Below are 22,327 nucleotides of genomic sequence, written 5' to 3'. Positions count from 1 at the left end.
ATGCGTCGTATCGTCGTGACGGGAATGGGCGCGGTGTCGCCGCTCGCCTGCGGTGTCGAGCTGTCCTGGCGCCGGCTGCTCGCCGGCCAAAGCGGGCTGCGTCCCCTGCCCGAATGGGCGCAGGCGCTCCCCGCACGCATCGCGGGCCTCGTGCCCGACAAGGCCGGCGATGCGGACGGCGGCTTCGATCCCGCGCAGGCCGCCGCGCCGAAAGACCAGCGCAAGATGGACCGCTTCATCCTGTTTGCGCTGCTCGCCACCGCCGAGGCGGTCGCGCAGGCCAAATGGACGCCGCAGGATGCGAGCGCGCTGGAACGGACCGCGACGGTCATCGGCTCCGGCGTCGGCGGCTTTCCGGCGATGGCGGAGGCGGTGCGCATCACCGAGCAGCGCGGCGTGCGCCGGCTCTCGCCATTCACGATCCCCTCGTTCCTCGCCAATCTCGCCGCCGGCCACGTCTCGATCAAATACGGCTACAAGGGACCGCTGGGAACGCCGGTCACGGCCTGCGCCGCCGGCGTCCAGGCGATCGGCGATGCCGCACGCATGATCCGCGCCGGCGAGGCCGACGTTGCGATCTGCGGCGGCGCGGAGGCCTGCATCGACATCGTCAGCCTCGGCGGCTTCGCCGCGGCGCGCGCGCTGTCGAGCTCCTTCAACGAGGAGCCGAGGCGCGCCTCGCGCCCGTTCGATCGCGACCGCGACGGCTTCGTCATGGGCGAAGGCGCCGGCATCCTGGTGATCGAGACGCTCGAGCATGCGCTGGCGCGCGGCGCGACACCGATCGCGGAGATCGTCGGATACGGCACGACGGCGGACGCCTACCACATGACGTCGGGGCCGCCCGATGGCGACGGCGCGCGCCGCGCCATGGAGATCGCACTGCGGCAGGCGCGGCTTGAGCCCGGCGAATTGCAGCATTTGAACGCGCATGCGACGTCGACGCCCGCCGGTGACGAAAGCGAGCTTGGCGCGATCGGCGCGCTGTTCGGCCGTAGCCGCAGCATCGCGGTGAGCGCGACCAAATCGGCCACCGGCCATCTGCTCGGCGCCGCCGGCGGGCTGGAGGCGATCTTCACCGTGCTCGCCTTGCGCGACCAGGTCGCGCCGCCGACGCTCAATTTCGAGAACCCCGACGCGAGCGCTGATGGCATCGACATCGTCTCAGGTAGCGCGCGGCCGATGCCGATGCGGCACGCCATCTCCAACGGATTTGGCTTCGGCGGGGTGAATGCCAGCGTGATCTTCCGCCGGATGGACTAAACGACGGGCCTTGCAATCGTCCCAAGCATCGCTACGACAGCAGGATGACCGACACGAATTTCTGGCTGTTCCTTGCCGCGGCGTCTCTCATTGCCGCCATTCCCGGCCCCGGCATTTTCTACGTCGCGGCGCGGACCTTGTCCGAGGGGCGCGGCAGCGGCTTTGCCTCGACCGCAGGCACGGCGCTGGGCGGGCTGGTTCATGTCGTCGCCGGCAGTCTCGGCATCTCCGCCATCATTCTCGCCAGCGCCGAGCTGTTTGGCGCCGTCAAATTCGTCGGCGCGCTCTATCTGGTCTGGCTCGGCATCAAGACGTTTCGTAGCGCCGGCCGCGCACTGTCACTGGAGAGCGAGCCCGTCGGCGACAGGCGCGCGTTCCGCGACGGCGTGCTGGTCGAGGCGCTGAACCCGAAGACCGCGGCGTTCTTCCTCGCCTTCATTCCGCAATTCCTCGATCCCATGGGATCGAACCCCACGCTGCAATTCATCGTGCTCGGCGCGATCTCGGTGACGCTGAACACGCTCGCCGATGTCGTCGTGGTGCTGATGGCGTCCGCGACGCGCACGCAACTGATCGGACGGCCGCACCTGATGCGGCGCCTCACCCAGGGCTCCGGCGTCTTCATCGCGGGCCTCGGACTCTCGCTCGCGCTGGCGCGGCGGCCGGCAAATGGCTAGCGCCCCGCAAAGCCGCTTCTATGAATCGCACGGCCTGCGGCTGCATTATGCCGATTGGGGCAACGCGGGCGCGCCGCCCCTCATCCTGGTCCACGGCGGCCGCGATCATTGCCGCAGCTGGGACGTCATCGCCAGATCGCTGCAACCGCATTATCACGTGCTGGCGCCCGACCTGCGCGGCCACGGCGATTCCGACTGGACCAAGGGCGGCAGCTACGCGCTGACGGAATATGTGTACGATCTCGCCCAGCTCGTCCGCGGCGTCGCAGCGCCTCAAGTGACTCTCGTCGGCCATTCGATGGGCGGCATGGTGAGCCTGATCTTTACAGGATCGTTCCCCGAGCAGGTCGCGAAGCTGGTCGTGCTCGACGGCGTGACCATGTTGCCGGACGCGCCGAAGCCGCCGGCGCACGAGCGCATCGGCAAATGGGTCGGCCAACTCGACAAGCTGCACGACCGCACGCCGCGCCGCTATTCGACCCTCGCGGATGCCGCAGCGCAGATGGTGCTTCACAACAGACGGCTCTCCCGCGACCTCGCGCTGCATCTTGCAACGCACGGCGCGCGGCAGAACGAGGACGGCACCTATAGCTGGAAGTTCGATCCCTACCAGCGCGCCTCTGCGCCGCACCGGCTCTGGCCGGACGATCACGTCGAACTCTGGTCGCGCATCGCCTGCCCGACGCTGCTGCTGAATGCCGGCGAAAGCTTTCTGGCCGGCGCGAAGGCAGCAGGCCTGGAGCGCTACTTCCCGCAGGCGCGTGTCGAGACCATCGCCGGCGCGGGGCACTGGCTGCAGCATGACAAGCCGCAGGAGGTGTTGGGTGAGATCCGGCGGTTTCTCGGGCTGGCCGAGGACGGCGCAGGTTAGCTCCACTGCCGCAGGGTGGGCAAAGCGAAGCGTGCCCACCACTTCGATCGCGTCACCTGGATGCATGGTGGGCACGGCGCTATCGCGCCTTTGCCCACCCTACGGCAGTCCTTTGTGTGGCACGCTACATCCACGTCATTTCGAGCGCAGCGAAGCAATCCAGACTGTCACCACCGCGGGATTCTGGATTGCGCCGCTGCGCTCGCAATGACGGACAAACAAATCTAGCTCAACGTCCCCGCGTGCACCCACCAGCCGGGGTGATCGCGCCGGATCTTTTCCGCGGCAGCATGGGCCTCGGCCGGCGCGCCATAGATCGCAAAGCAGGTCGCGCCCGAGCCGGACATGCGGGCGAGCTTGACGCCGGCGGAGTCGCGTAGCGCCTCCAGCACCTCGCCGATGACAGGTTCGATACGCATCGCGGGGGCCTCGAGGTCGTTGGCGACGGTTTCGAGAACCTCGACCCAGTCGGCAATCGAGGCGCCCTCCTCCGGCCAGGCCGGGGCTCCGAGGACGGAGGTGGCGCCGACCAGCAGCTCGCCGTTGCGCAGGCCCAGCGCCTGGAACACGTCCTTGGTCGCGACCGGCACGCGCGGATTGACCATCACGCAGGGCATGCTCGGCAGCGCCAGCGGCAACAACTGCTCGCCGACGCCGGTCATGTCGCAGGCGCGCGAATACAGGCACACCGGCACGTCGGCGCCGGTCGCGAGCGCGACCTTCTGGAGGCGGGGATCATCGAGCGACAGGTTGTTGAGACGCGCCAGCAGCCGCAGCGCTGCCGCTGCATCCGCCGAGCCGCCGCCGATGCCGGCCGCGACGGGCAGCACCTTGTCGAGCGCAAAGGCGCCCAGCTTCAGGTTCGGCACGGCCTCGGCCAGAAGTTTTGCGGCCTTGAACACGAGATTGTCGGACGTCTCGCCGCAAGCCGCGGCCAGCGGTCCCGTGGTGGCTAGCTTCAGCTCGCCGCCTGGCTCCAGCGTGAGCCGGTCGGCGCAATCGGCAAACGCCACCACGCTTTCGAGATCATGATAGCCGTCGGCACGACGGCCGACCACGCGAAGGCTCAGATTGACCTTCGCGCGCCCCTCTTCAATCAACGCCGGCATCGGCGACACGCCCCCAACTTCACTCAGCTTAGCCGCCCTTGCCGTCGTCCTTCTTCTTCTCCGCCTGCGCGGCCGAAGAGTTCGAATTGTCCTCGGTGAGGCCGTTGGCGATCTTGGCCTCGATCTTCGGAAGCTCATCCGGCTCGGGCTTGAGATCGCGGGCGTGCGACCACTGGAATTTGGCTTCCAGCGTGCGGCCGACGCGCCAATAGGCATCGCCAAGGTGATCGTTGATGGTGGGATCCTCGGGCTTGAGATCGATCGCGCGCTCGAGGTTCTTCACCGCCTCTTCGTAGTTGCCGATGCGGTAGTAAGCCCAGCCGAGCGAGTCGACGATGTAGCCGTCGTCGGGACGCTGCTCGACGGCGCGCTTGATCATCTTCATGCCTTCGTCGAGGTTCACGCCCTGGTCGATCCAGGAATAGCCGAGATAGTTGAGGACATGCGGCTGGTCGGGCTGCAGCTCGAGCGCCTTCTTCATGTCGGCTTCGGCCTTGGCCCACTGCTTGGAGCGCTCCTCGCAGATGCCGCGATAATAGTACCAGACGCTGTTGGCCTTGTCGTTGCCGGCCGGCAGCACGTCGACGCCCTGCGAATAGGTCGCGCCGCAGTCGCCGAACTTCTTGCGGCCGCGCTCGATGTTGCCGAGCGCCATGATGGCTTCGAGATCCTTGGAATCCTCTGACGTGACGCCCTTGAGGATCTTGATCGCCTCATCGGTGCGGTCGGCGGAATCCAGATCGATGGCGAGCTGGATCTGCGCGTTGCGCTTCAGCGGCGAGGTCGACGGCACGCGCTCATAGACCTTGATCGCCATCTGCGGCCGCTTCACCGATTCATAGAGATCGGCGAGCGAGAGCAGCGCCAGCGGATGGGTCGGCTGGAGGTAGAGCGAGAGCTGGAGATAGACCAGTGCCAGATCCTCGCCGCCGCGGCGGGTCAGCGTGGCGCCGATGCCGTAGAGGGCCTCGGCAGCGCCGGCCTGCGCGGAATCGACCAGCGGCGGCAGCTTCTTGCCGGCCTTGGTGTCGCGCAGCCCTTCCACGATCAGCGGATGGCGGGCGAGCTTCTTGTCGAAGGCCTGGTAGACGGTGGTCGCGGCGGCCGCATCCTTGTTGCGCGACAGCCAGCGCGCATAGGCCTCGGTGACGCGCAGCATGGAATCGTCGAGCTTGTAGGCGCGCTCGAAGCGCGTGCCGGCGTCCTTCTCCTTGCCGGCGAGTTCGAGGATCATGCCGGCGTGGAGATCCTTGAACAGCGGATACCATTCCGGACCGGCGAGCTTGTCGATGGTGGCGACAGCACCCTTGGAATCGCCGGCGCCATAGGCCGCCCAGCCCGACAGCAGCGTGGCGACGAGATCGGTGATGGGGCCGCGGATCGACTGGTTGATGTTGGTCTGCGCAGTCGCGTATTTCTTCATCTTGAGATCGTGCACACCGACGACGAGGCGCGCGACGCGGTTGGTCTTGTCGATGGTGAGGACACGCTCGGCGAGCTTGACCGCTTCGTCGATGTCGCCGTCGGCGACCGAGGAGATGAAGGCACGGTCGAGCAGCTCGTTGTTCTTCGGATCGGTGCGGAGCGCCGAGCGGTAGAATGCGGCGGCCGAGGTTGCGTCGCGCTCGACGCTGGCGTGGCGGGCGGCGAGATAGCTGCCGGAGGTCGTGAGCGACTTCAGATCGTTCCGGGTCGGAAACTGCGCCGCCGTATCGGACGGATGATCCGGCGTCTGCGCCAGGACCCTGCCGGGGACCGTCGCGATCGCTGTGCCCATGAGGGCGATGGCGGCGACAGTCCAGCGGTTGAAACGATTTGAAAGCATCAGGGCTCGCCTTGAGTTGGTAGTGCCTGGGTTTGCAGCAGAAAGCCGTCTCGCATGCGAACGCGGCCGGTGGCATCGGGACCCGGAACCGTCAGGTCGGACAATGCCGCTTTTGGCGGTTTACCGCAAGGATTCGGACCGGGCGATCGCCTCCGAACGCCCCAAATCGGACAAGAGCGCCCCAAGACGCCGCCACTATGGCCTTATCGTGGCCGCGACAGGTGGCCGCGGCCCGGTTCTCACGCGAACGTGCGGCAGATCACCCTTTGTGACCAGATCCGCGCTGATTGGCCCGCCCTACATCGCCTCGTAGTTCGGACCGCCGCCGCCCTCCGGCGGAACCCAGGTGATGTTGCCGTTGGGGTCCTTCACGTCGCAGGTTTTGCAGTGAACGCAGTTCTGGGCGTTGATCTGGTAGCGCGGGCTCGCCCCCTCCTCCACCCACTCGTAGACGCCGGCCGGGCAATAGCGATTCGAGGGACCGGCGAACACGTCGTGCTCGGAGGTCTTCTGGAGGTTCATGTCGGCAACCCGGAGATGGACCGGCTGGTCCTCCTCGTGATTGGTGTTGGACAGGAATACCGACGACAGCTTGTCGAACGAGATCTTGCCGTCCGGCTTCGGGTAGTTCCTCGGCGCGTGGCTCTTGGCCGGATCGAGCGTCGCGCGATCGGGCTTGGAATGCGACTGGGTACCGAACAGCGAGGCGCCGAACAGCGTGTTGCACCACATGTCGAGTCCGCCGAGCGCGACGCCGAGCACGGTGCCAAACTTCGACCACAGCGGTTTGACGTTGCGGACCAGAAAGAGGTCCTTGCCCACGGAGGAGGAACGCCACGCGTTCTCGTACTCGACGATCTCGTCATTGGCGCGATCGGCCGCAAGCGCTGCTGCGACATGCTCGGCGGCCAGCATGCCGGTGCCCATCGCATTGTGCACGCCCTTGATGCGCGGGACGTTGACGAAGCCGGCCGCGCAGCCGATCAGCGCGCCGCCGGGGAAGCTCAGTTTCGGCACTGACTGATAGCCGCCCTCGGTGATGGCGCGCGCGCCATAGGCGAGCCGCTTGCCGCCTTCGAAGGTGCCGCGGATCGACGGATGGGTCTTGAAGCGCTGGAACTCGTCGAACGGCGACAAATAGGGATCGTCGTAGTTCAGATGCACGACGAAGCCGACGGCGACGAGATTGTCGTCGTAGTGATAGAGGAACGAACCACCGCCGGTCTTCAGGTCGAGCGGCCAGCCGAATGAATGCTGGATCATACCCTTCTGGTGCTTGGCGGGATCGATCTGCCAGACTTCCTTCAACCCGATACCGAACTTCGCCGGCTCGCTCTTGGCGTCGAGCGCGAACTTCGCAATCAGCTGCTTGGTCAGGCTGCCTCGGGCGCCTTCGGCGAACAGCGTGTATTTGCCGAGCAATTCCATGCCGCGGGTAAAGGAGTCCTTCGGCTTGCCGTCGCGGCCGATGCCCATGTCGCCGGTGGCGATACCCCTGACCTTGCCCTCCTCGTCATAGAGCACCTCGGCCGCGGCGAAGCCCGGATAGATCTCGACGCCGAGCGCCTCGGCCTTGCGCGCCAGCCAGCGGCAGACATTGCCGAGCGAACCGATGTAGCAGTGATGGTTGTCCATCAGGGGCGGCATCATGAAGTTCGGCAGCTTGATCGCGCCGCCGCCCGTCATCCAGTAGAAGCGGTCGTCCTTCACCTGCGTCTTCAGCGGACAGTCGGAATCCTCGCGCCAGTCGGGAACAAGCTTGTCGAGCCCGGCCGGATCGATCACGGCGCCGGAGAGAATATGCGCGCCGACCTCGGAGCCCTTCTCCACCACGACGACGTTGAGATCGGCGTTGAGCTGCTTCAGCCGGATCGCGGCCGACAGGCCCGAGGGGCCGGCGCCGACGATGACGACGTCGAATTCCATGGATTCGCGCGGGGGAAGTTCTTCGGTGCTCATCTGATCTCAGCCCTTGAGACGGTCCTCGGTCGTTTGCGCCCTCTTGTTTCCGATTTTTCCGGATAGGACAACCACGGAAATGCGTTCCGGTGGGATGCATGGCGCCCCAAACTGATATAAAAGTCTGACTTTCGCATGATCCCCGAACCCGCCCCCACCGTCCGAGAGCTTCTCGCCTTCTATCTGGAGGCCGGTGTCGACTGCGCGCTCGCGGAGGAGCCGATAGACCGCCTGGCGGAAATGGACGCCCCGCCGCCGGTCCCGCGCGCAGCAGCGCCGGTCGAGGCGCCGCGGCCGGTCGCCGCGCCCGCGGTGATCCGCGGCGAGGCCGCACCCGCGCCCGACGTCGCGATCGCCTCGGCACGCGAGGCTGCGCGCACCGCGCCGACGCTCGAGGCACTACGCGAGCTGATGCAGGGCTTCGAGGGCTGCGCGCTGAAGCACACCGCAACAAGGCTGGTGTTCGCCGACGGCAATCCGCAGGCGCGCATCATGTTCGTCGGCGAGGCGCCGGGCCGCGACGAGGACATCGAGGGACTGCCGTTCGTCGGGCGCAGCGGCAAGCTGCTCGATCTGATGATAGGGGCCATAGGCCTCAACCGCACCACGGCCTACATCGCCAACGTGATTCCGTGGCGGCCGCCCGGCAACCGCACGCCGACGCCGCAGGAAACGCAAGTGTGCCTGCCCTTCATCCAGCGCCAGATCGAGCTGGTGAACCCCGACGTGCTGGTGACGCTCGGCAATCCCTCGACGCAGACGCTGCTCGGAACGCGCGAAGGCATCATGCGCACCCGCGGCCGCTGGTTCGACTACGAGACCGCTGGGCGCACCATCCGCGCGCTGCCGACCTTCCACCCGGCCTATCTGCTCCGCTCGCCGTCCTACAAGCGGCTGGCCTGGCAGGATCTGCGGGCGATCGCGAAGGTGCTGGGGCAAGGCACGGTGTAACCACACACACCGTCATTCCGGGGCTCGCGAAGCGAGAGCCCGGAATCCATCGAGCGGCAGAGTTGGTGGATGAATGGATTCCGGGTTCGCGGCTTTGCCGCGCCCCGGAATGACGGGTTAGGCCCCCTTCGGCCGCACGATGGCCCAGCCGATGCGCAGCAGCTGCTGGCGGCCGGTCACCAGCCATTCGAAGGCGCGCGGCACTTCCGGCACTATGCCGGGAAAGCGCTTGAGGATGTCCGGCGGCGGCGTGCCCGCGGTGTCGGCGGCGCGCCAGACCACGACGCCGCCGGTCTCGCTGAACTTGGCCTGATTGATCCACGGCGTGCGCGCGGGCTCGGCATCGATGAACAGATGTGGGCGGCCGGAATGCAGCGCGATCAGGCTCGCAAGCTGGGTCTCGCCGGCCACCGCACGCAGGCGATGGTTGGTGCGGCGGGCAAAGCTGTCATCGAAAAAATCCGAGATCGCACGCGCCGGCATCGAGGTCGCGATCTCATTGGCGCCGGTCCAGGGTAGGAACAGGACGGCGAGCACGACGCCGGCGGCGGGCGCCACGACGGCGGCGGCCCACACCGTCCGCAGCATCCGCGCGCGGCGCATCGCGATGAGATCGCCGGCACCCACCACCACGGCCAGCCCCGACATCACCAGTACCACGCCGGCACCGCCGACGACGGACTCGAGCCCGAACAGGCCGGAGATCAGCACCGCACCGAGCGCCGGCGCCAGCGCGAAGAAATAGACGAAGTTGCGCGCCAGCGGCTCGACCGGCGGGCGGTAGATGATCGGCGCCTCCTCGCCCTTGGCGAGGAACAGGCCGGTGTTGAGGAAAGTCAGCGCCGGGATCGCCGCCGCGCCAAGCACGAGCCCGCCGAGCAGCCAGGCCGCGTGGATCGCGCGGGTGCTCAGCTCGGCGACCGCAGGCAGGGCCGGCGGGACCAGCGTCTCGGCGCGCATCAGCCAGACGGCATAGGGCAGCGCGAGCACGGCGACGACGATCAGCGCGAACAGCGGATCGAGCGCGCGCAGCGTGCGGCGGCCGCCGGCGGTCGCAAACGCGAAGACGACGAGCAGCAGGAGCAGGAAGACCGCCGCGGGCGTCGTCAGCAGCAAAAGCCCGGCCTCGATCGACCAGGCGAACCAGGCGTTGCCGCGGCGCTGGCCGATGATCTGCCAGGAATGCAGCAGCAGCAGCGCCCACAGCGGTCGCGCCAGCACCAGCGGGCCGAAGTCGAGCGCGGGCGAGGAGAAGGCCAGCACCGTCATCGTCAGCAGCACGGCCAGCACCGCCTGCTGCGAGCCGACCACGGCGCGGGAGAGATGGTAGAGCGCGATGAAGGTCGCGATCTCGCAGACCTCGGCCAGCACATAGACGCCGAACATGTGGCCGCCCGCGGCGCGATAGGCGATGTCGGCGAGCCAGACCGGCAGCGGCGGGCCGAGATCGGTGCCGACCTGGTATTCCCTGCCGAAGGCCAGGAGGGTCGCAAGGGTGCCGGGCGGGCTGCGATAGAACGCCAGCGCCACGAACAGCCACATCGCGGCCTGGAGCAGCACGACGATCCACACGATCAGCCGCGGCCGGGCGCGAATGAGCTCGATGACCAGGGAGGTAAACCGCATGCAACGCCCGAAAGATGCAGCCAACCCGTCCAGCCGGCCCTATTCGCTCACGAGTGTTTTGATAAAGGGCGCTACGCGTTGTGGCAACGACCGTCTGCTCGTCATGCCCGGGCTTGTCCCGGGCATCCACGTTCTTCGTACCTCGGCAAAGACGTGGATGGCCGAGACATAGGCGAGCGGAAGCGACGCCATTCTTCGGACGGCTAGGCCCGGCCATGACGATGTGGAGGTTGCGGGACTAAACCCTAGAGATTCGCCGACGCGTCGATCTCAACGCTTGCTTCCACCCGCACCTCGACCTCGGTCGCCGCGAACAAGTCGCGCACCGGCTCGACTGTCCAGGGCATGTGCTTGGCGCGGGCGGCGGCGACGGGGGCGAAGAAGCTGCGGTGGTGGACGGTCGGGCCGAGGCGGTTCAGCGCGTCGAGATGCTCGGGGACGCCGTAGCCCTTGTGCTGCTCGAAGCCATAGCCCGGGCAGTCCTGCGCCAGCGCGCACATCAGCCGGTCGCGCGTCACCTTGGCGACAATGGACGCCGCCGCGATCGACAGGACGATACCGTCGCCGCCGATCACGGCCTCGCAGTCGCATTCCGTATCGAGCCGGTCGCGGCCGTCGACGAAGACGTGGCGGGGCGCCTCGGGCAGCGCCACCACGGCGCGCTTCAGCGCCCACAGCGAGGCGCGCAGGATGTTGTCGCGGTCGATCCGCGCGGGCGAGGCGACCGCGACCGAGACCTGCGCGGTGGCGCAGATCTTGTCGAACAGCTTTTCGCGCTGCTCCGCCGTCAGGCGCTTGGAATCGTCGATACCGCGTGGAATGCGGTCGGGGTCGAGAATCACTGCGGCCGCCACCACGGGACCGGCGAGCGGCCCGCGGCCGGCCTCGTCGCAGCCCGCAACCGGCCAGATGCCGCGCTTGATCAGCGCGCGCTCGCGGCGGAAGCTCGGCGGCGCGACGGCAATGACGCCTTTCGGGCCCGCGCTCTTGCCGGTCGAAGGCTTGGCCGCCGAGGCCTTTCCAGCCTTTGCAGGTGCAGCCTTCCTCGCAGCGTCCTTGCTGGGCGCAGCTTTGGCCGACGTCTTGGCGGATTTATCCCGAATCATGGCGGGGATCGTGCGCAAGCGGCCCTGCTTGCGCAACCGGGAACCCCTCGCAATTCCCGTTATTCAGGCGAGCCGCCTACTCGGCCAGATGCACCCGCCGGTCCTCACCGACCTCGATGCCCGGCGCGACCACGACCTCCCAGGGATGGCCGTCGGGGTCGGCGAAATAGCCGGAATAACCGCCATAGTCGGTCTCGTGCGCCGCTTTCAGCAGCGCGGCGCCCTTGTCGACAGCGAAGGCCAGCACCGCATCGACCTCCTCGCGCGTGGCGCAGTTCCAGGCGAGCGTGATGCCGCGGAAGGTCGTCGGCCTGGGCTTATCCGGCAAGGCCGCGTCGGCCGCGAGCTGGTCCCAGTGAAACAGGGCAAGCACCGGACCGCCGGTATCGTAGAAGGCGACGGCCTCGCCGGTCGCCTTCAGCCGGCGCGAAAAGCCCAGCGCATCATAGAACGCGATGCTGGCGCGAATGTCGCTCACACCCAGCGTGATGACCGTGAGCCGCGGCACCGGGGGCGGCAGTTCCTTACTCATGACACACCTCGTTCGCCTCGGCTCCTAGAACAGGCTGAGCTGATCGCCGTTCCGCTTCGGCCGCGCGAAGTGATCCATCGTCAGTTTTGCGCGACGCTTGTTGAGCCCCAGCCTGTCGCAGGCGATCTCGAAGCGGCGGCCGATGGTCCAGGCCATCGGGCCGGTGCCCTTCATGCGCTCGCCCCATTTCGCGTCGTAGTCGCGGCCGCCGCGCATGTCGCGGATCAGCGTGAAGACGTGGCGATAGCGGTCCGGATAGTTCGCCATCAGCCATTCGCGGAAGAGGTCGCGCACCTCCAGCGGCAGCCGCAGCAGCACGTAGGAGGCTTCCTTGACGCCGGCATGGGCGGCCGCATCGAGAATTCGCTCGATCTCGGAATCGTTCAGCGCGGGAATCACTGGCGCGACCATCACGGTGGTGGGAATGCCGGCATCGGAGAGCTGCTTCAGCGCCTCCAGCCGCTTCGGCGGCGTCGAGGCCCGCGGCTCCATGGTGCGCGCCAGCTTTGGATCGAGCGAAGTCACCGAGATCGCGACCTTGGCGAGGTTGCGCTTGGCCATGCGCGAGAGAATGTCGATGTCACGCACCACCAGCGCCGATTTGGTGACGATGCCGACGGGATGACCAGCGCGCTCCAGCGCCTCCAGGATGCCGCGCATGATTTTTCGCTCGCGCTCGATCGGCTGATAGGGATCGGTGTTGGTGCCGATCGCGATCATCCGCGGCTCATAGCCTGCTGCTGCGAGCTCCTTCTCGAGCAGCGCCGGGGCCTCCGGCTTGACGAACAGTTTGGACTCGAAGTCGAGCCCGGGCGACAGGCCGAGATAGGCATGGGTCGGCCGCGCGAAACAGTAGACGCAGCCGTGCTCGCAGCCGCGATAGGGGTTGATCGAGCGGTCGAAGCCGATATCGGGGGAATCGTTGCGGGTGATCACCTTGCGCGAGGTGTCGACCGCGACCGTGGTCTTGAATGGCGGCAGCTCTTCCAGGCTCTGCCAGCCGTCGTCGAAGGCGACGCGCGCCTCGGCCTCATAGCGGCCGCTGGCGTTGGACTGCGCGCCCCGCCCCCGCCTGCGCTGCTTGTCGATGGCGACAGCGAGCTCGGGGAAATCAGAAGGCGCACCCGCCGGCTCGGAGGGCGCCGTGACCGGCGGGTGCTTGAGAGCATGAGAGGATGCTGGACTCATGAAGCCAAGATAGCACGCCAAAGGAACAAATCAAGAACAAGAACAAAAAACGTGAAAACAACCCCATGCACAGTAGAGGCGCCCAAACTTCGGGCGCCTGCCTTTGACCTCACGCAACATCGCCGTCACCACGATCTCGTTTGATGCCGCGAAGGATCGATCGCGCCGGAACTCGGTTGGTGACGATCCCGGGTGAAGGTCGGCAGGAACATGACAAATCAACAACAATCGGCCGCCGCGAGCAGCGACCTCGATCTCCTCGATCGCTACTGGCGCGCCGCCAACTACCTCTCTGTCGGGCAGATCTACCTGCTCGACAACCCCCTGCTGCGCGAACCGCTGCGGGCCGAGCACATCAAGCCGCGTTTGCTCGGCCATTGGGGCACGACGCCCGGCTTGAACTTCATCTACGCCCATCTCAACCGCGTCATCCGCGCGCTGGACCTCAACGTGCTCTATGTCTGCGGTCCCGGCCATGGTGGCCCGGGCATGGTCGCCAACACTTATCTCGAAGGCAGCTACAGCGAGATCTATCCTAACATCGCGCGCGATGCGGACGGATTGCGCAAGCTATTCCGGCAGTTCTCCTTCCCCGGCGGCATCCCGAGCCACGCCGCGCCGGAGACGCCCGGCTCGATCCACGAAGGCGGCGAGCTCGGCTACGCGCTGGTGCACGCCTATGGCGCGGCGCTCGACAATCCCGACCTGGTCGTCGCCTGCGTCGTCGGCGACGGCGAGGCCGAAACCGGCCCGCTCGCGGCGTCCTGGCACTCCAACAAGTTCCTGAATCCGGCGCATGACGGCGCGGTGCTGCCGATCCTGCACCTCAACGGTTACAAGATTGCCAACCCGACCGTGCTCGGACGAATGTCTGACAGCGAGATCCGCGATCTGTTCCGCGGGTTCGGCCACGAGACCCTGTTCGTCGAGGGCGACGATCCCAAATTGATGCACCGGATCATGGCGGATGCGCTCGACGTCGCATTCGCCAGCATCCGCTCGATCCAGCAGCACGCCCGCGACGGGCGCAAAAACGTCGAGCGGCCACGCTGGCCGATGATCGTGCTGCGCAGCCCGAAGGGCTGGACCGGTCCGAAGGAAGTCGACGGCAAGAAGGTCGAAGGTTTTTGGCGCGCGCATCAGGTGCCGGTCGCAAGCTGCCGCGAGAACCCTGCGCATCTGAAGGTGCTCGAAGACTGGATGCGCAGCTACGAGCCGGAGAAACTGTTCGACGCGAGCGGCGCGCTCGTCCCCGAGCTCCAGGCGCTGGCACCCGAGGGCAATCGCCGCATGGGCGCCAATCCGCATGCCAATGGCGGATTGCTGAAGAAGGAGCTGAAGCTGCCGGACTTCCGCAGCTTTGCCGTCGAAGTGCCGCAGCCCGGCGCCGTCACGGGGGAAGCGACGCGCGAGCTCGGCAAATTTTTGCGCGACGTCATCCGCCTCAACGCGCAAGAGCGCAACTTTCGCATCATGGGTCCGGACGAGACGGCGTCAAACCGGCTCGATGCGGTGTTCGAGACGACCGAACGTGTCTGGATGGAGCCGATCGAGCCTTACGACGTGCATCTTGCGCGGGACGGCCGCGTGATGGAGGTGTTGAGCGAGCATCTCTGCCAGGGCTGGTTGGAGGGCTATCTGCTCACCGGACGCCACGGCTTCTTCTCCTGCTACGAGGCCTTCATCCACATCGTGGATTCCATGTTCAACCAGCACGCCAAATGGCTGAAGGTGACGCGGCACCTGCCGTGGCGGCGGCCGATCGCCTCGCTCAATTATCTGTTGACCTCGCATGTCTGGCGCCAGGACCATAACGGCTTCAGCCATCAGGACCCCGGCTTCGTCGACCTCGTCGCCAACAAGAAGGCCGACATCGTTCGCATCTACTTCCCGCCCGATGCCAACACGCTGCTGTGGATCGCCGATCATTGCCTGCGGACGTACAACCGCATCAACGTGATCGTCGCCGGCAAGCAGCCGGCGCCGCAATGGCTGTCGATGCAGGACGCCGCCACGCATTGCGATGTCGGCATCGGCATCTGGACCTGGGCGGGCACGGAAGACGCGGGTGGCGAGCCCGATGTGGTGATGGCCTGTGCCGGCGACGTGCCGACATTGGAGACGCTTGCCGCCGTCGACCTGCTGCGCAAGGCGCTGCCGGATCTGAAGATCCGCGTCGTCAACGTCGTCGACCTGATGACGCTGCAGCCGCAGGACCAGCATCCGCACGGCCTGTCCGACCGCGACTTCGACAGCCTGTTCACGCGCGACAAGCCGGTGATCTTCGCCTATCACGGCTATCCCCATCTGATCCACCGGCTGACCTATAACCGCACCAACCATGCCGGCCTGCATGTGCGCGGCTTCGCCGAGGAAGGCACCACGACGACGCCGTTCGACATGGTCGTGCTCAACGAGCTCGACCGCTACCACCTTGCGATCGAGGCGATCGAACGCGTGCCGGGTCTTGCGACCAGGGCCGCGCAGGTGAAGCAGCAGCTCCGCGACAAGCTGATCGAGCACTCACGTTACGTGCGCGAGCACGGCGAGGACATGCCCGAGATCCGCGACTGGGTCTGGCCGGGCAAGCCGGGCTGACGCCATGCCGGCGCCAGAGGCGGTTCTCGTCCTCAACTCGGGCTCGTCGAGCATCAAGTTCGGCCTGTTCGAGATCTCGACAGCAGAGCCCGCGCTGCTCTGCAAGGGCCTGCTCGACGAGCACGAGGCCAGGCCCCGGCTCGTCGTGAAAGGCGCTGCGGGCGAAGACCTGTTCGAGAAGCGGCGGGACGAGGCCGATGCCGACGGCGGCCACCTGTTCGCCGACGCGCTCGCCTTCATCGACGACCGGTTCGGCCAAGACAGCTTGCGCGCAGTCGGCCACCGTATCGTCCACGGCGGGCCGGATCATTCAGGCCCGGTCGAATTGACGGACGATATCACCGCGAAGCTGGAGGCCCTGACGCCGCTGGCGCCGCTGCACCAGCCGCGCTGCCTCGCGCCGGTCCGCACCCTCTCCGCGATCCGTCCCGCGCTGACCCAGATCGCCTGCTTCGACACCGCCTTCCATCACGGACTTGCACCGCCTGCGAGCCGCTTTGCGATTCCGAGGCGCTTCGAGCAGCGCGGCGTCAGGCGCTACGGCTTTCACGGGCTGTCGTTCGAATATGTCGCGGGCCGCCTCGCCGGAATCGCGCCGCAGCTCGTTGCGAAGCGCACCGTCATCGCGCATCTCGGCAATGGCGCAAGTCTCTGCGCACTCCGCAACGGCCGCAGCGTCGACACCACGATGGGACTGACGCCGCTCGACGGCCTCGTGATGGGCACGCGAAGCGGCACGATCGACCCCGGCGTGCTGCTCTATCTGCAGCAGCACGAGGGGATGTCGGTCGAAGACGTCCAGCACCTGCTCTATCACGAGTCGGGCCTGCTCGGCGTCTCCGGCATGTCCGCGGACATGCGCACGCTGCTTGCGAGCCGCGAGGCTGCGGCACGGGACGCGATCGATCTCTTCACCTTCCGTGCGGCGCAGGAGATCGCGATGATGGCGACCACGCTTCAGGGGCTGGACTGTCTGGTCTTCACCGGCGGCATCGGCGAGCATGCCAGCGAGATCCGCAGCGCGATCGGCGAGCGTCTCGCCTGGCTCGGCGTCCGCATCGATGCAGCGGCGAATGACGAGGGACGCGAGCGGATCGGCGCCGGCGACAGTGCGGTGGACATTTTCATCATTCCCACCAACGAAGAGATCGCGATCGCGCGCCATTGCGCCGCGCTGCTGCGCGAACGACACGCTGCGTGACGGTTTTATGAATGATCTGACGCAATGAGGCCGTCGCAACTTCGCGGCATAAGGACGGCATCAACCGTTGCGCGGACAGACCATGAAAACCCAGATCATCGAAGAACTCGGACAGGGCGACATCCTGTTGCCCGCGCTGGTGGCGGAAGGGCTTGCCGCCAATGACCGCATCAAAGTGCGGATGAGTGCGCTCCAGGCGGCGGCTCGGCATGCGCAAGATCCCGATCGTCCCGCCAGCGAGCTTGCGGTCGAGAGTCACGCCGCCGGCATTGCACCAGCCGCGATCGCAACGCTGATCGGCGGCGCCCATCTGGTCGGACCGTCCCGGCTCGCGGCGCCGAACCTCGCCAAGCTGATGAAGGAGATCCAGGACGACGCTGCGGCCATGATCCGCGCCGTCAGCGCCGGCGCGCCGTCGGACGGCGACAAGGCGAACGCGCGGCTGACGGCCGTCCGAAGCGCGGGTCTGCTCGATGCCACCAATGAAATCGATCTTTCCCGCATTGCGCGCCTGACCGGCGTTGCCGAGACGGCCGGCGACAGCCTCCATCGGCTGGTGATGGATCTGCACAAGGCGCTGAACAAGCTTGCGGCGAACTGTTCGGAGGAAACGCTCGACGGTGCCCATGTGTTCGGACTGCACGGCGAAGATCGCGGCGCGGTGGAGGCCTTCATGAAGGGTCTGAACCAGACGCGAAGGCTGAAGTTCAACCACCCCGGTCTCGACACCATGGCGACCCGCTCGGGCGGCCGGCTGCTGATCCAGAACGACATCGGCACCACGGACGCCCATGTGGTGGTGATCGCGGTCAAGAAGAACGCGGTCACTGTCACCTACACCGACGTACATCTGGCGCGGGCAAAATTCTTCATCTCGCTGTTCGACAAGTTCGAGGCGAGTTGGAGCGGGCTCGACCGCCACACCGCCGCAGGCCTCGGCGAAGACCATTCATTCTATCTCGTCACCGGCCAGTATCAGCCGGCTCACGCCGCGGATCGCAACGAATTCCTCGCGGCCGTGGGCGCCGCGCTGGTGTTCCTGATCGACTGGAACAAGGCGCGCAAGCTGCTGCGGACCTGGGTTGCCAAGGACGACGCCACACGAATCCTGGAATGGGCGGCGCGACAGCGGATCGGCCATCGCGGCTTTCTCGAGCTCGGCGGCAACGAGCTGTTGGGGTCGGCGGTGCGCAACGCCGCCCCCGCGCGCATCGGCTTCGGCGAGCGGCTCGACCAGGCGCTCGGCCGCGCCGCGGCGATCGATTTTCTGAAGGCGGCACTGCGCGCCTCCACCGAGGCGCTGCTCGCAGGTCGCTCCGTCAGGACGGTCCGCGACCAGATCGAAGCCGACCTGGTGCGGCATCTGGAGCGCGTTGACGGCACCCTGCTCGCCGCGGTGCTGCGCCAGATCGGGCTTGCCCATGATCTCGTTGCGGCGATCTCCCGCCATATTGCGACGCTTCGGGCCGGCCAGCCGGCCGATCGCAAGCTGCTGGCGGTACGCTGCGGCGCGATCGAACAGAAGGCCGATCGCATTGCGCTCGAAACGCGCAAGGAAGTCGACCGGCTCAACGCCCGGCCAACGATCGCCCAGTTGATCGATCGCGCCGAAGAGGCCGTCGACGAACTGGAGCAGGCGGCCTTCATCGCCTCGCTGATGCCTGAGCGAACTGATCCGTCGCTGCTGGCCGCACTCGCCGAACTCTGTGTGGTGGCGATGACCGCGACAGAGGTCGCGGCCAGCGGCGTCGCCGCGGCCACCGACGTGCCGGAAGGGCGGCGCGCCGATTCCGAGGATGCGCTGTCCGCCGTGACCCGTCTGATCGATGCCGAACATGCCGCGGACGGCCACGAGCGTGCGACGACCGCGCTGGTCTTCGGCGGCGGCTTCGACGTCGCGACCTCGCTCTCGGTGCTCGAGCTTGCCCGCGCCATCGAGCGCGCCACCGACCGTTTCGCCGGCTTCGGGCATCTGTTGCGCCGGCACATCATGATCGATCTCGCAGCCTAGGGGGAAGCACCATGCATATCGTGCGTATCGGCGCCGAGGCGACCGAACTGCGTCCCGCCGAGGAGATCGGCGCCAAGGCCGCCAACCTCGCCCGGATGGCGGCACTGGGCCTGCCGGTGCCGCCGGCTTTCGTGCTGCCGGTCAAGCTCTGCGCCGACATCATCGCGGGGCACGCGCATGCGGAGCGTCATCTGAGCGACGGGCTCAAGGAAGGAATTGCCTTCCTGGAGAGCGCGACCGGAAGGCGGTTCGGCGACCGGCGGCTGCCGCTGCTGGTCTCGGTGCGCTCGGGCGCCGCCCGATCGATGCCGGGCATGCTCGACACCGTGCTCAATGTCGGCTGCACGTCGGATGCCGTGCACGGCCTGATCCGTGCGACCGGCCGGCCGCGGCTCGCCTGGGACTGCCGGCGGCGCTTCCTGGAGAGTTTTGGCGAGACCGTGCTCGGGCTGGACGCCGCCGCATTCGCGGCCCGCATCTCGGAACTGGTCGAGGCCGAAGGTGCCGAGAACGATCGCGCGCTCGACAGCGAAGCGCTGGAGCGGCTTGCCGGCGACGAACAGGCGCTGGTCGAGGATCACGCCGATGGCTGGCTCGAGGATGCGGTCGCGCAGCTCGAAGCCGCGGCGCAAGCCGTCTACCGGTCCTGGACGAGCGAGCGGGCGAAGACCTATCGGAAACTCCAGCAACTCGAAGGGCTCCAGGGCACCGCCGTCACGGTGCAGGCGATGGTGTTCGGCAATGGCGGGCTGGCATCGGGTGCCGGCGTGGCCTTCTCGCGCGATCCTTCGACCGGCGCACCGCGCCCGATGATCGATCTCGTGCTCGATGCGCAGGGCGAGGACGTCGTGTCCGGGCGCCGCTCCCCCGACGCCGAGGATGCGATCGTGCGCGCACTGCCGCGGACCGAAGCCGAGCTTGTCGATATCCTGAAGCGGCTCGAGCGTGAATTTTGCGACGTGCAGGACGTCGAGTTCACCGTCGAGGATGGCAGGCTGTGGATCCTCCAGACGCGCGCGGCCAAGCGAACGCCGCGTGCGGCGGTCAGGATCGCGATCGACCTCGTGCATGAGGGGCTGATCACGCAGGACGAGGCGCTGGAGCGGATCGCCGGGATCGACCTCGCCTCGCTCGCCGCGACCGCACTGGTCTGCGCGGGCGAGCCGGCGGCGATCGGCATCGGCGCGTCCGGGGGCATCGGCGTCGGCCGCGCGGTCTTCGACGCCGAAAGCGCCCAGCGCCTGTCGGCCACAGGCGATCCGGTCATCCTGCTGCGTCCCGATACCAGCACCGCGGACGTCGCAGGCTTCGCGGTGGCGGCCGGCATCGTCACGGCGGTCGGCGCGCGGACCTCGCATGCGGCGCTGGTGGCGCGGCAGATGGGCAAGCCCTGCGTGGTCGGCTGTCACGCGCTGAAGATCGATCCTGTCTCGCGGCAGGCCCAGCTTGCCGACGCGACATTGTCGGAGGGCGACTGGATCACGATCGAGGGCGATGCGGGACAACTCTATCTCGGACGCTGCCGCACGGTGGAGACGCGCCCCGACGCCGAACTCGCCGAGATCGCGAAATGGCAATCGCAGGCCGGCGACCTCGATCCGCCGGCACGCGCCGCCGCGGCTCAGTGAATGCCGGCGAAGATCTGGATACACCCGATCGCGACCTCGATCAGGATCAGCACCACCACGGCGATCTCGAGACGCAACGAGCGCTCGGTGTCGATGATGTCGGTCAGCGCATTGGCGGTCTCGGACACGGCGGTGAGCTTGCGCTCGAGCGTGTCGAGGCGCTCCTTCAATTCGTACTCGTCTTCGAGACGGGCATAGAGCCGGTCGAGCTCGGGCTTCTCCCAGAGCACGTCGGGCTTCTCGGCGACGGCGACGCGGCCGGCGACGCGCTGCTGCACCAGCAGCGCGTTGCCGATCAGTTGCAGAATGGCCCTGCGCCGGCGCGGCGTGCGGCCGCGCTCGGCGAGCTCGCGCGCGAACGGCTCGATGACGTCGAACACGGCCGCGACACGCCGTTCGTCGCGCGCCAGCGACGTGCTCTTGGCGAGCGCGTCGGCAACCAGAAGCAACCGGTCGTCGGAGAATTTGGCGAGGCAGATCGGCCCGCCCGGCTGGATCACCTCGGCGTTCTCGTCGTTGCAGAGCTGCGCCTGCGCGGTCTCTTCCTCATAGGGGCTGAGCTCGCCGATCACGCGCGGCTTCAGGCTGTCGATCAGCACCTTCTCCTCCGAAGGCAACAGGCCGATCAGCACCACGACGCCGTAGCGGAAGATCACGGCAAGGCCGGCATGGACGCGGAAGGCGGCCGGCGTCGACGACACCAGCGCGCCGAGCTCGAGGCCCGAAGCATTGATGCGGTCGCCCAGCATCAGCGCCCGGATCCGCAAGGTCGGCGCGGCGGCCGGCCTGGGAGATGTCGACGGCGCGCTAACAGCAAGTTGATCGGCAGTCATACGAAGCCCTCTTCAGCACAATGGATTGCCTGCTTTTCCCGTTCCCGGGCGTCGTTCCACTCGCATCCTCCTCTCGTAGGATTGCGATCCGCCTGCGTGGCGCGCAATATCGGAACGAAACTCCGGGTTAATACGGTCAAGACAAAGCTGCGCCGAAATATTCAGCAACATTGCCGTCCCGCGCGGGACATCTTTGGATGCGATGGCTCTGGCAGTTTACCATCGAACGGCGGAGCCCCGCCGAAAAGTTGCACTCGGCATTGCCGCGTGTTTATGACAACATCATAACAAGTTACGCTTCTCCCGAAGTGCGGACATCGAAGCCTCAACCATGCTGAGCGTCATCATTCCGACCGAGGGCGTCGAGCAGACGGCGGTCGCAACTCTGGCCGCGCTGGTCCCCGGCGCCGCCGCGGGCATCGTCCGGGAAGTGCTCCTGGTCGACGGCACCCGCAACGGCGTCATCGAGCGCGTGGCCGACGTCGCCGGCTGCCGTTTCATCGGCTTCGAGGGATCCTCGCAGGGCGCGGCGCTGGCCGCCGGTGCGCTCCAGGCCCGGTCGGCCTGGCTGATGTTCCTGCCCGCAGGCGCGGTGCTGGAAACCGGCTGGATCGAGGAGACCACCCAATTCATCCAGGCCGTCGCGAGCAGCGGCCGGGACCGCGCGGCGGTGTTCCGCTACGCCCGCTCGCCCTACGCCGACACCGGATTCCGCGACATGCTCCGCGCCGTGGCCCGCAAGCTGGTCGGCCCGCTCGGCGATCAGGGACTTTTGATCGCGCGTGACCATTACGACCGGATCGGCGGCTACCCGCCCCAGGCCCGCCGCTCCGAGGCGCGGCTGCTGCGCCGGCTCGGCCGCTCGTCCCGGACCATGCTGCGCAGCCGGATCGTCATGGTCGGCTAAAGCCACCTTTTATACTCACTCTTGATGCTTGCCAACGTCAAA

At 67.2% G+C, this 22,327-nt stretch carries 17 protein-coding genes; 9 read left to right on the top strand and 8 right to left on the bottom strand.

Annotated elements, in window-relative coordinates:
* The 3 genes from fabF to AAFG50_RS11305 are packed head-to-tail and all read left to right on the top strand — an operon-like array spanning position 1 to position 2,811.
* Positions 1-1,263: a beta-ketoacyl-ACP synthase II gene (gene fabF / locus AAFG50_RS11315; RefSeq protein WP_028175604.1), complete on the top strand. Its 1,263-nt coding sequence runs from the start codon at positions 1-3 to the stop codon at positions 1,261-1,263.
* A gap of 44 nt (positions 1,264-1,307) precedes the next feature.
* Positions 1,308-1,940, top strand: a complete 633-nt coding sequence (locus tag AAFG50_RS11310) for a LysE family translocator (protein ID WP_011085315.1) — start codon at positions 1,308-1,310, stop codon at positions 1,938-1,940.
* Positions 1,933-2,811: an alpha/beta hydrolase gene (locus AAFG50_RS11305; protein ID WP_028175603.1), complete on the top strand. Its 879-nt coding sequence runs from the start codon at positions 1,933-1,935 to the stop codon at positions 2,809-2,811. The genes AAFG50_RS11310 and AAFG50_RS11305 overlap by 8 nt, the downstream gene beginning before the upstream one ends.
* Before the next feature lie 224 nt (positions 2,812-3,035).
* Here the strand turns inward: AAFG50_RS11305 and AAFG50_RS11300 are convergent, their stop codons facing one another.
* The 3 genes from AAFG50_RS11300 to AAFG50_RS11290 form a co-directional block, all read right to left on the bottom strand.
* The gene (locus AAFG50_RS11300; RefSeq protein WP_028175602.1) at positions 3,036-3,920 is read right to left on the bottom strand and encodes a 4-(cytidine 5'-diphospho)-2-C-methyl-D-erythritol kinase; all 885 of its coding nucleotides are present in this window, start codon (positions 3,918-3,920) and stop codon (positions 3,036-3,038) included.
* 28 nt (positions 3,921-3,948) lie between these two features.
* Positions 3,949-5,745, bottom strand: a complete 1,797-nt coding sequence (locus AAFG50_RS11295) for a tetratricopeptide repeat protein (protein WP_011085312.1) — start codon at positions 5,743-5,745, stop codon at positions 3,949-3,951.
* Between the two features lie 297 nt (positions 5,746-6,042).
* Positions 6,043-7,704 (bottom strand): electron transfer flavoprotein-ubiquinone oxidoreductase, encoded by a 1,662-nt coding sequence (locus AAFG50_RS11290; protein WP_028175601.1) that lies wholly within the window; start codon positions 7,702-7,704, stop codon positions 6,043-6,045.
* Positions 7,705-7,839: 135 nt separating this feature from the next.
* On the opposite strand from AAFG50_RS11290, the gene AAFG50_RS11285 reads away from it, so the two are divergent.
* Positions 7,840-8,655: a uracil-DNA glycosylase gene (locus AAFG50_RS11285; RefSeq protein ID WP_028175600.1), complete on the top strand. Its 816-nt coding sequence runs from the start codon at positions 7,840-7,842 to the stop codon at positions 8,653-8,655.
* A 117-nt stretch (positions 8,656-8,772) separates the two neighbouring features.
* On the opposite strand, the gene AAFG50_RS11280 is transcribed toward AAFG50_RS11285, so the two are convergent.
* From AAFG50_RS11280 to AAFG50_RS11265, 4 genes are all read right to left on the bottom strand, one after another.
* Complete coding sequence (locus AAFG50_RS11280) at positions 8,773-10,281, bottom strand: glycosyltransferase family 39 protein (RefSeq protein ID WP_028175599.1); 1,509 nt, start codon at positions 10,279-10,281, stop codon at positions 8,773-8,775.
* A 245-nt stretch (positions 10,282-10,526) separates the two neighbouring features.
* Positions 10,527-11,387, bottom strand: coding sequence for a ribonuclease HII (locus tag AAFG50_RS11275; protein WP_028175598.1), 861 nt, complete (start codon positions 11,385-11,387; stop codon positions 10,527-10,529).
* A 76-nt stretch (positions 11,388-11,463) separates the two neighbouring features.
* The gene (locus AAFG50_RS11270; RefSeq protein ID WP_028175597.1) at positions 11,464-11,919 is read right to left on the bottom strand and encodes a VOC family protein; all 456 of its coding nucleotides are present in this window, start codon (positions 11,917-11,919) and stop codon (positions 11,464-11,466) included.
* 24 nt (positions 11,920-11,943) lie between these two features.
* A complete protein-coding gene (locus tag AAFG50_RS11265; RefSeq protein WP_028175596.1) occupies positions 11,944-13,107 on the bottom strand; it encodes a PA0069 family radical SAM protein in 1,164 nt (387 codons plus the stop codon).
* 210 nt (positions 13,108-13,317) lie between these two features.
* Here AAFG50_RS11265 and AAFG50_RS11260 point away from each other — a divergent pair, with 210 nt between their 5' ends.
* From AAFG50_RS11260 to AAFG50_RS11245, 4 genes are all read left to right on the top strand, one after another.
* A complete protein-coding gene (locus AAFG50_RS11260) occupies positions 13,318-15,705 on the top strand; it encodes a phosphoketolase family protein (protein WP_039184966.1) in 2,388 nt (795 codons plus the stop codon).
* 4 nt (positions 15,706-15,709) lie between these two features.
* Positions 15,710-16,906 (top strand): acetate/propionate family kinase, encoded by a 1,197-nt coding sequence (locus tag AAFG50_RS11255; protein ID WP_028175594.1) that lies wholly within the window; start codon positions 15,710-15,712, stop codon positions 16,904-16,906.
* A gap of 82 nt (positions 16,907-16,988) precedes the next feature.
* Positions 16,989-18,917 (top strand): hypothetical protein, encoded by a 1,929-nt coding sequence (locus AAFG50_RS11250; RefSeq protein WP_028175593.1) that lies wholly within the window; start codon positions 16,989-16,991, stop codon positions 18,915-18,917.
* Positions 18,918-18,928: 11 nt separating this feature from the next.
* Positions 18,929-20,545, top strand: coding sequence for a PEP/pyruvate-binding domain-containing protein (locus AAFG50_RS11245; RefSeq protein ID WP_028175592.1), 1,617 nt, complete (start codon positions 18,929-18,931; stop codon positions 20,543-20,545).
* Here the strand turns inward: AAFG50_RS11245 and AAFG50_RS11240 are convergent.
* On the bottom strand, positions 20,539-21,378 hold the full coding sequence (locus AAFG50_RS11240) for an RMD1 family protein (protein ID WP_028175591.1): 840 nt from the start codon (positions 21,376-21,378) through the stop codon (positions 20,539-20,541). The genes AAFG50_RS11245 and AAFG50_RS11240 overlap by 7 nt on opposite strands.
* Before the next feature lie 331 nt (positions 21,379-21,709).
* On the opposite strand from AAFG50_RS11240, the gene AAFG50_RS11235 reads away from it, so the two are divergent.
* Entirely contained in the window at positions 21,710-22,285 is a 576-nt protein-coding gene (locus AAFG50_RS11235) for a glycosyl transferase (protein WP_011085300.1), read from the top strand.
* The last annotated feature ends 42 nt before the right edge of the window (positions 22,286-22,327 follow it).

It is taken from the genome of Bradyrhizobium sp. B039, assembly GCF_038965675.1.
Lineage (GTDB): Bacteria > Pseudomonadota > Alphaproteobacteria > Rhizobiales > Xanthobacteraceae > Bradyrhizobium > Bradyrhizobium diazoefficiens.
Note: the sequence above shows the minus strand (reverse complement) of the source record. Positions and strands in the feature narration are given on the sequence as shown.

Excerpts from the sequence above, each read along its gene's own strand:
- fabF (WP_028175604.1), top strand. The coding sequence starts at position 1 with ATGCGTCGTATCGTCGTGACGGGAATGGGCGCGGTGTCGCCGCTCGCC.
- AAFG50_RS11310 (WP_011085315.1), top strand. The coding sequence starts at position 1,308 with ATGACCGACACGAATTTCTGGCTGTTCCTTGCCGCGGCGTCTCTCATT.
- AAFG50_RS11305 (WP_028175603.1), top strand. The coding sequence starts at position 1,933 with ATGGCTAGCGCCCCGCAAAGCCGCTTCTATGAATCGCACGGCCTGCGG.
- AAFG50_RS11300 (WP_028175602.1), bottom strand. The coding sequence starts at position 3,920 with ATGCCGGCGTTGATTGAAGAGGGGCGCGCGAAGGTCAATCTGAGCCTT.
- AAFG50_RS11295 (WP_011085312.1), bottom strand. The coding sequence starts at position 5,745 with ATGCTTTCAAATCGTTTCAACCGCTGGACTGTCGCCGCCATCGCCCTC.
- AAFG50_RS11290 (WP_028175601.1), bottom strand. The coding sequence starts at position 7,704 with ATGAGCACCGAAGAACTTCCCCCGCGCGAATCCATGGAATTCGACGTC.
- AAFG50_RS11285 (WP_028175600.1), top strand. The coding sequence starts at position 7,840 with ATGATCCCCGAACCCGCCCCCACCGTCCGAGAGCTTCTCGCCTTCTAT.
- AAFG50_RS11280 (WP_028175599.1), bottom strand. The coding sequence starts at position 10,281 with ATGCGGTTTACCTCCCTGGTCATCGAGCTCATTCGCGCCCGGCCGCGG.
- AAFG50_RS11275 (WP_028175598.1), bottom strand. The coding sequence starts at position 11,387 with ATGATTCGGGATAAATCCGCCAAGACGTCGGCCAAAGCTGCGCCCAGC.
- AAFG50_RS11270 (WP_028175597.1), bottom strand. The coding sequence starts at position 11,919 with ATGAGTAAGGAACTGCCGCCCCCGGTGCCGCGGCTCACGGTCATCACG.
- AAFG50_RS11265 (WP_028175596.1), bottom strand. The coding sequence starts at position 13,107 with ATGAGTCCAGCATCCTCTCATGCTCTCAAGCACCCGCCGGTCACGGCG.
- AAFG50_RS11260 (WP_039184966.1), top strand. The coding sequence starts at position 13,318 with ATGACAAATCAACAACAATCGGCCGCCGCGAGCAGCGACCTCGATCTC.
- AAFG50_RS11255 (WP_028175594.1), top strand. The coding sequence starts at position 15,710 with ATGCCGGCGCCAGAGGCGGTTCTCGTCCTCAACTCGGGCTCGTCGAGC.
- AAFG50_RS11250 (WP_028175593.1), top strand. The coding sequence starts at position 16,989 with ATGAAAACCCAGATCATCGAAGAACTCGGACAGGGCGACATCCTGTTG.
- AAFG50_RS11245 (WP_028175592.1), top strand. The coding sequence starts at position 18,929 with ATGCATATCGTGCGTATCGGCGCCGAGGCGACCGAACTGCGTCCCGCC.
- AAFG50_RS11240 (WP_028175591.1), bottom strand. The coding sequence starts at position 21,378 with ATGACTGCCGATCAACTTGCTGTTAGCGCGCCGTCGACATCTCCCAGG.
- AAFG50_RS11235 (WP_011085300.1), top strand. The coding sequence starts at position 21,710 with ATGCTGAGCGTCATCATTCCGACCGAGGGCGTCGAGCAGACGGCGGTC.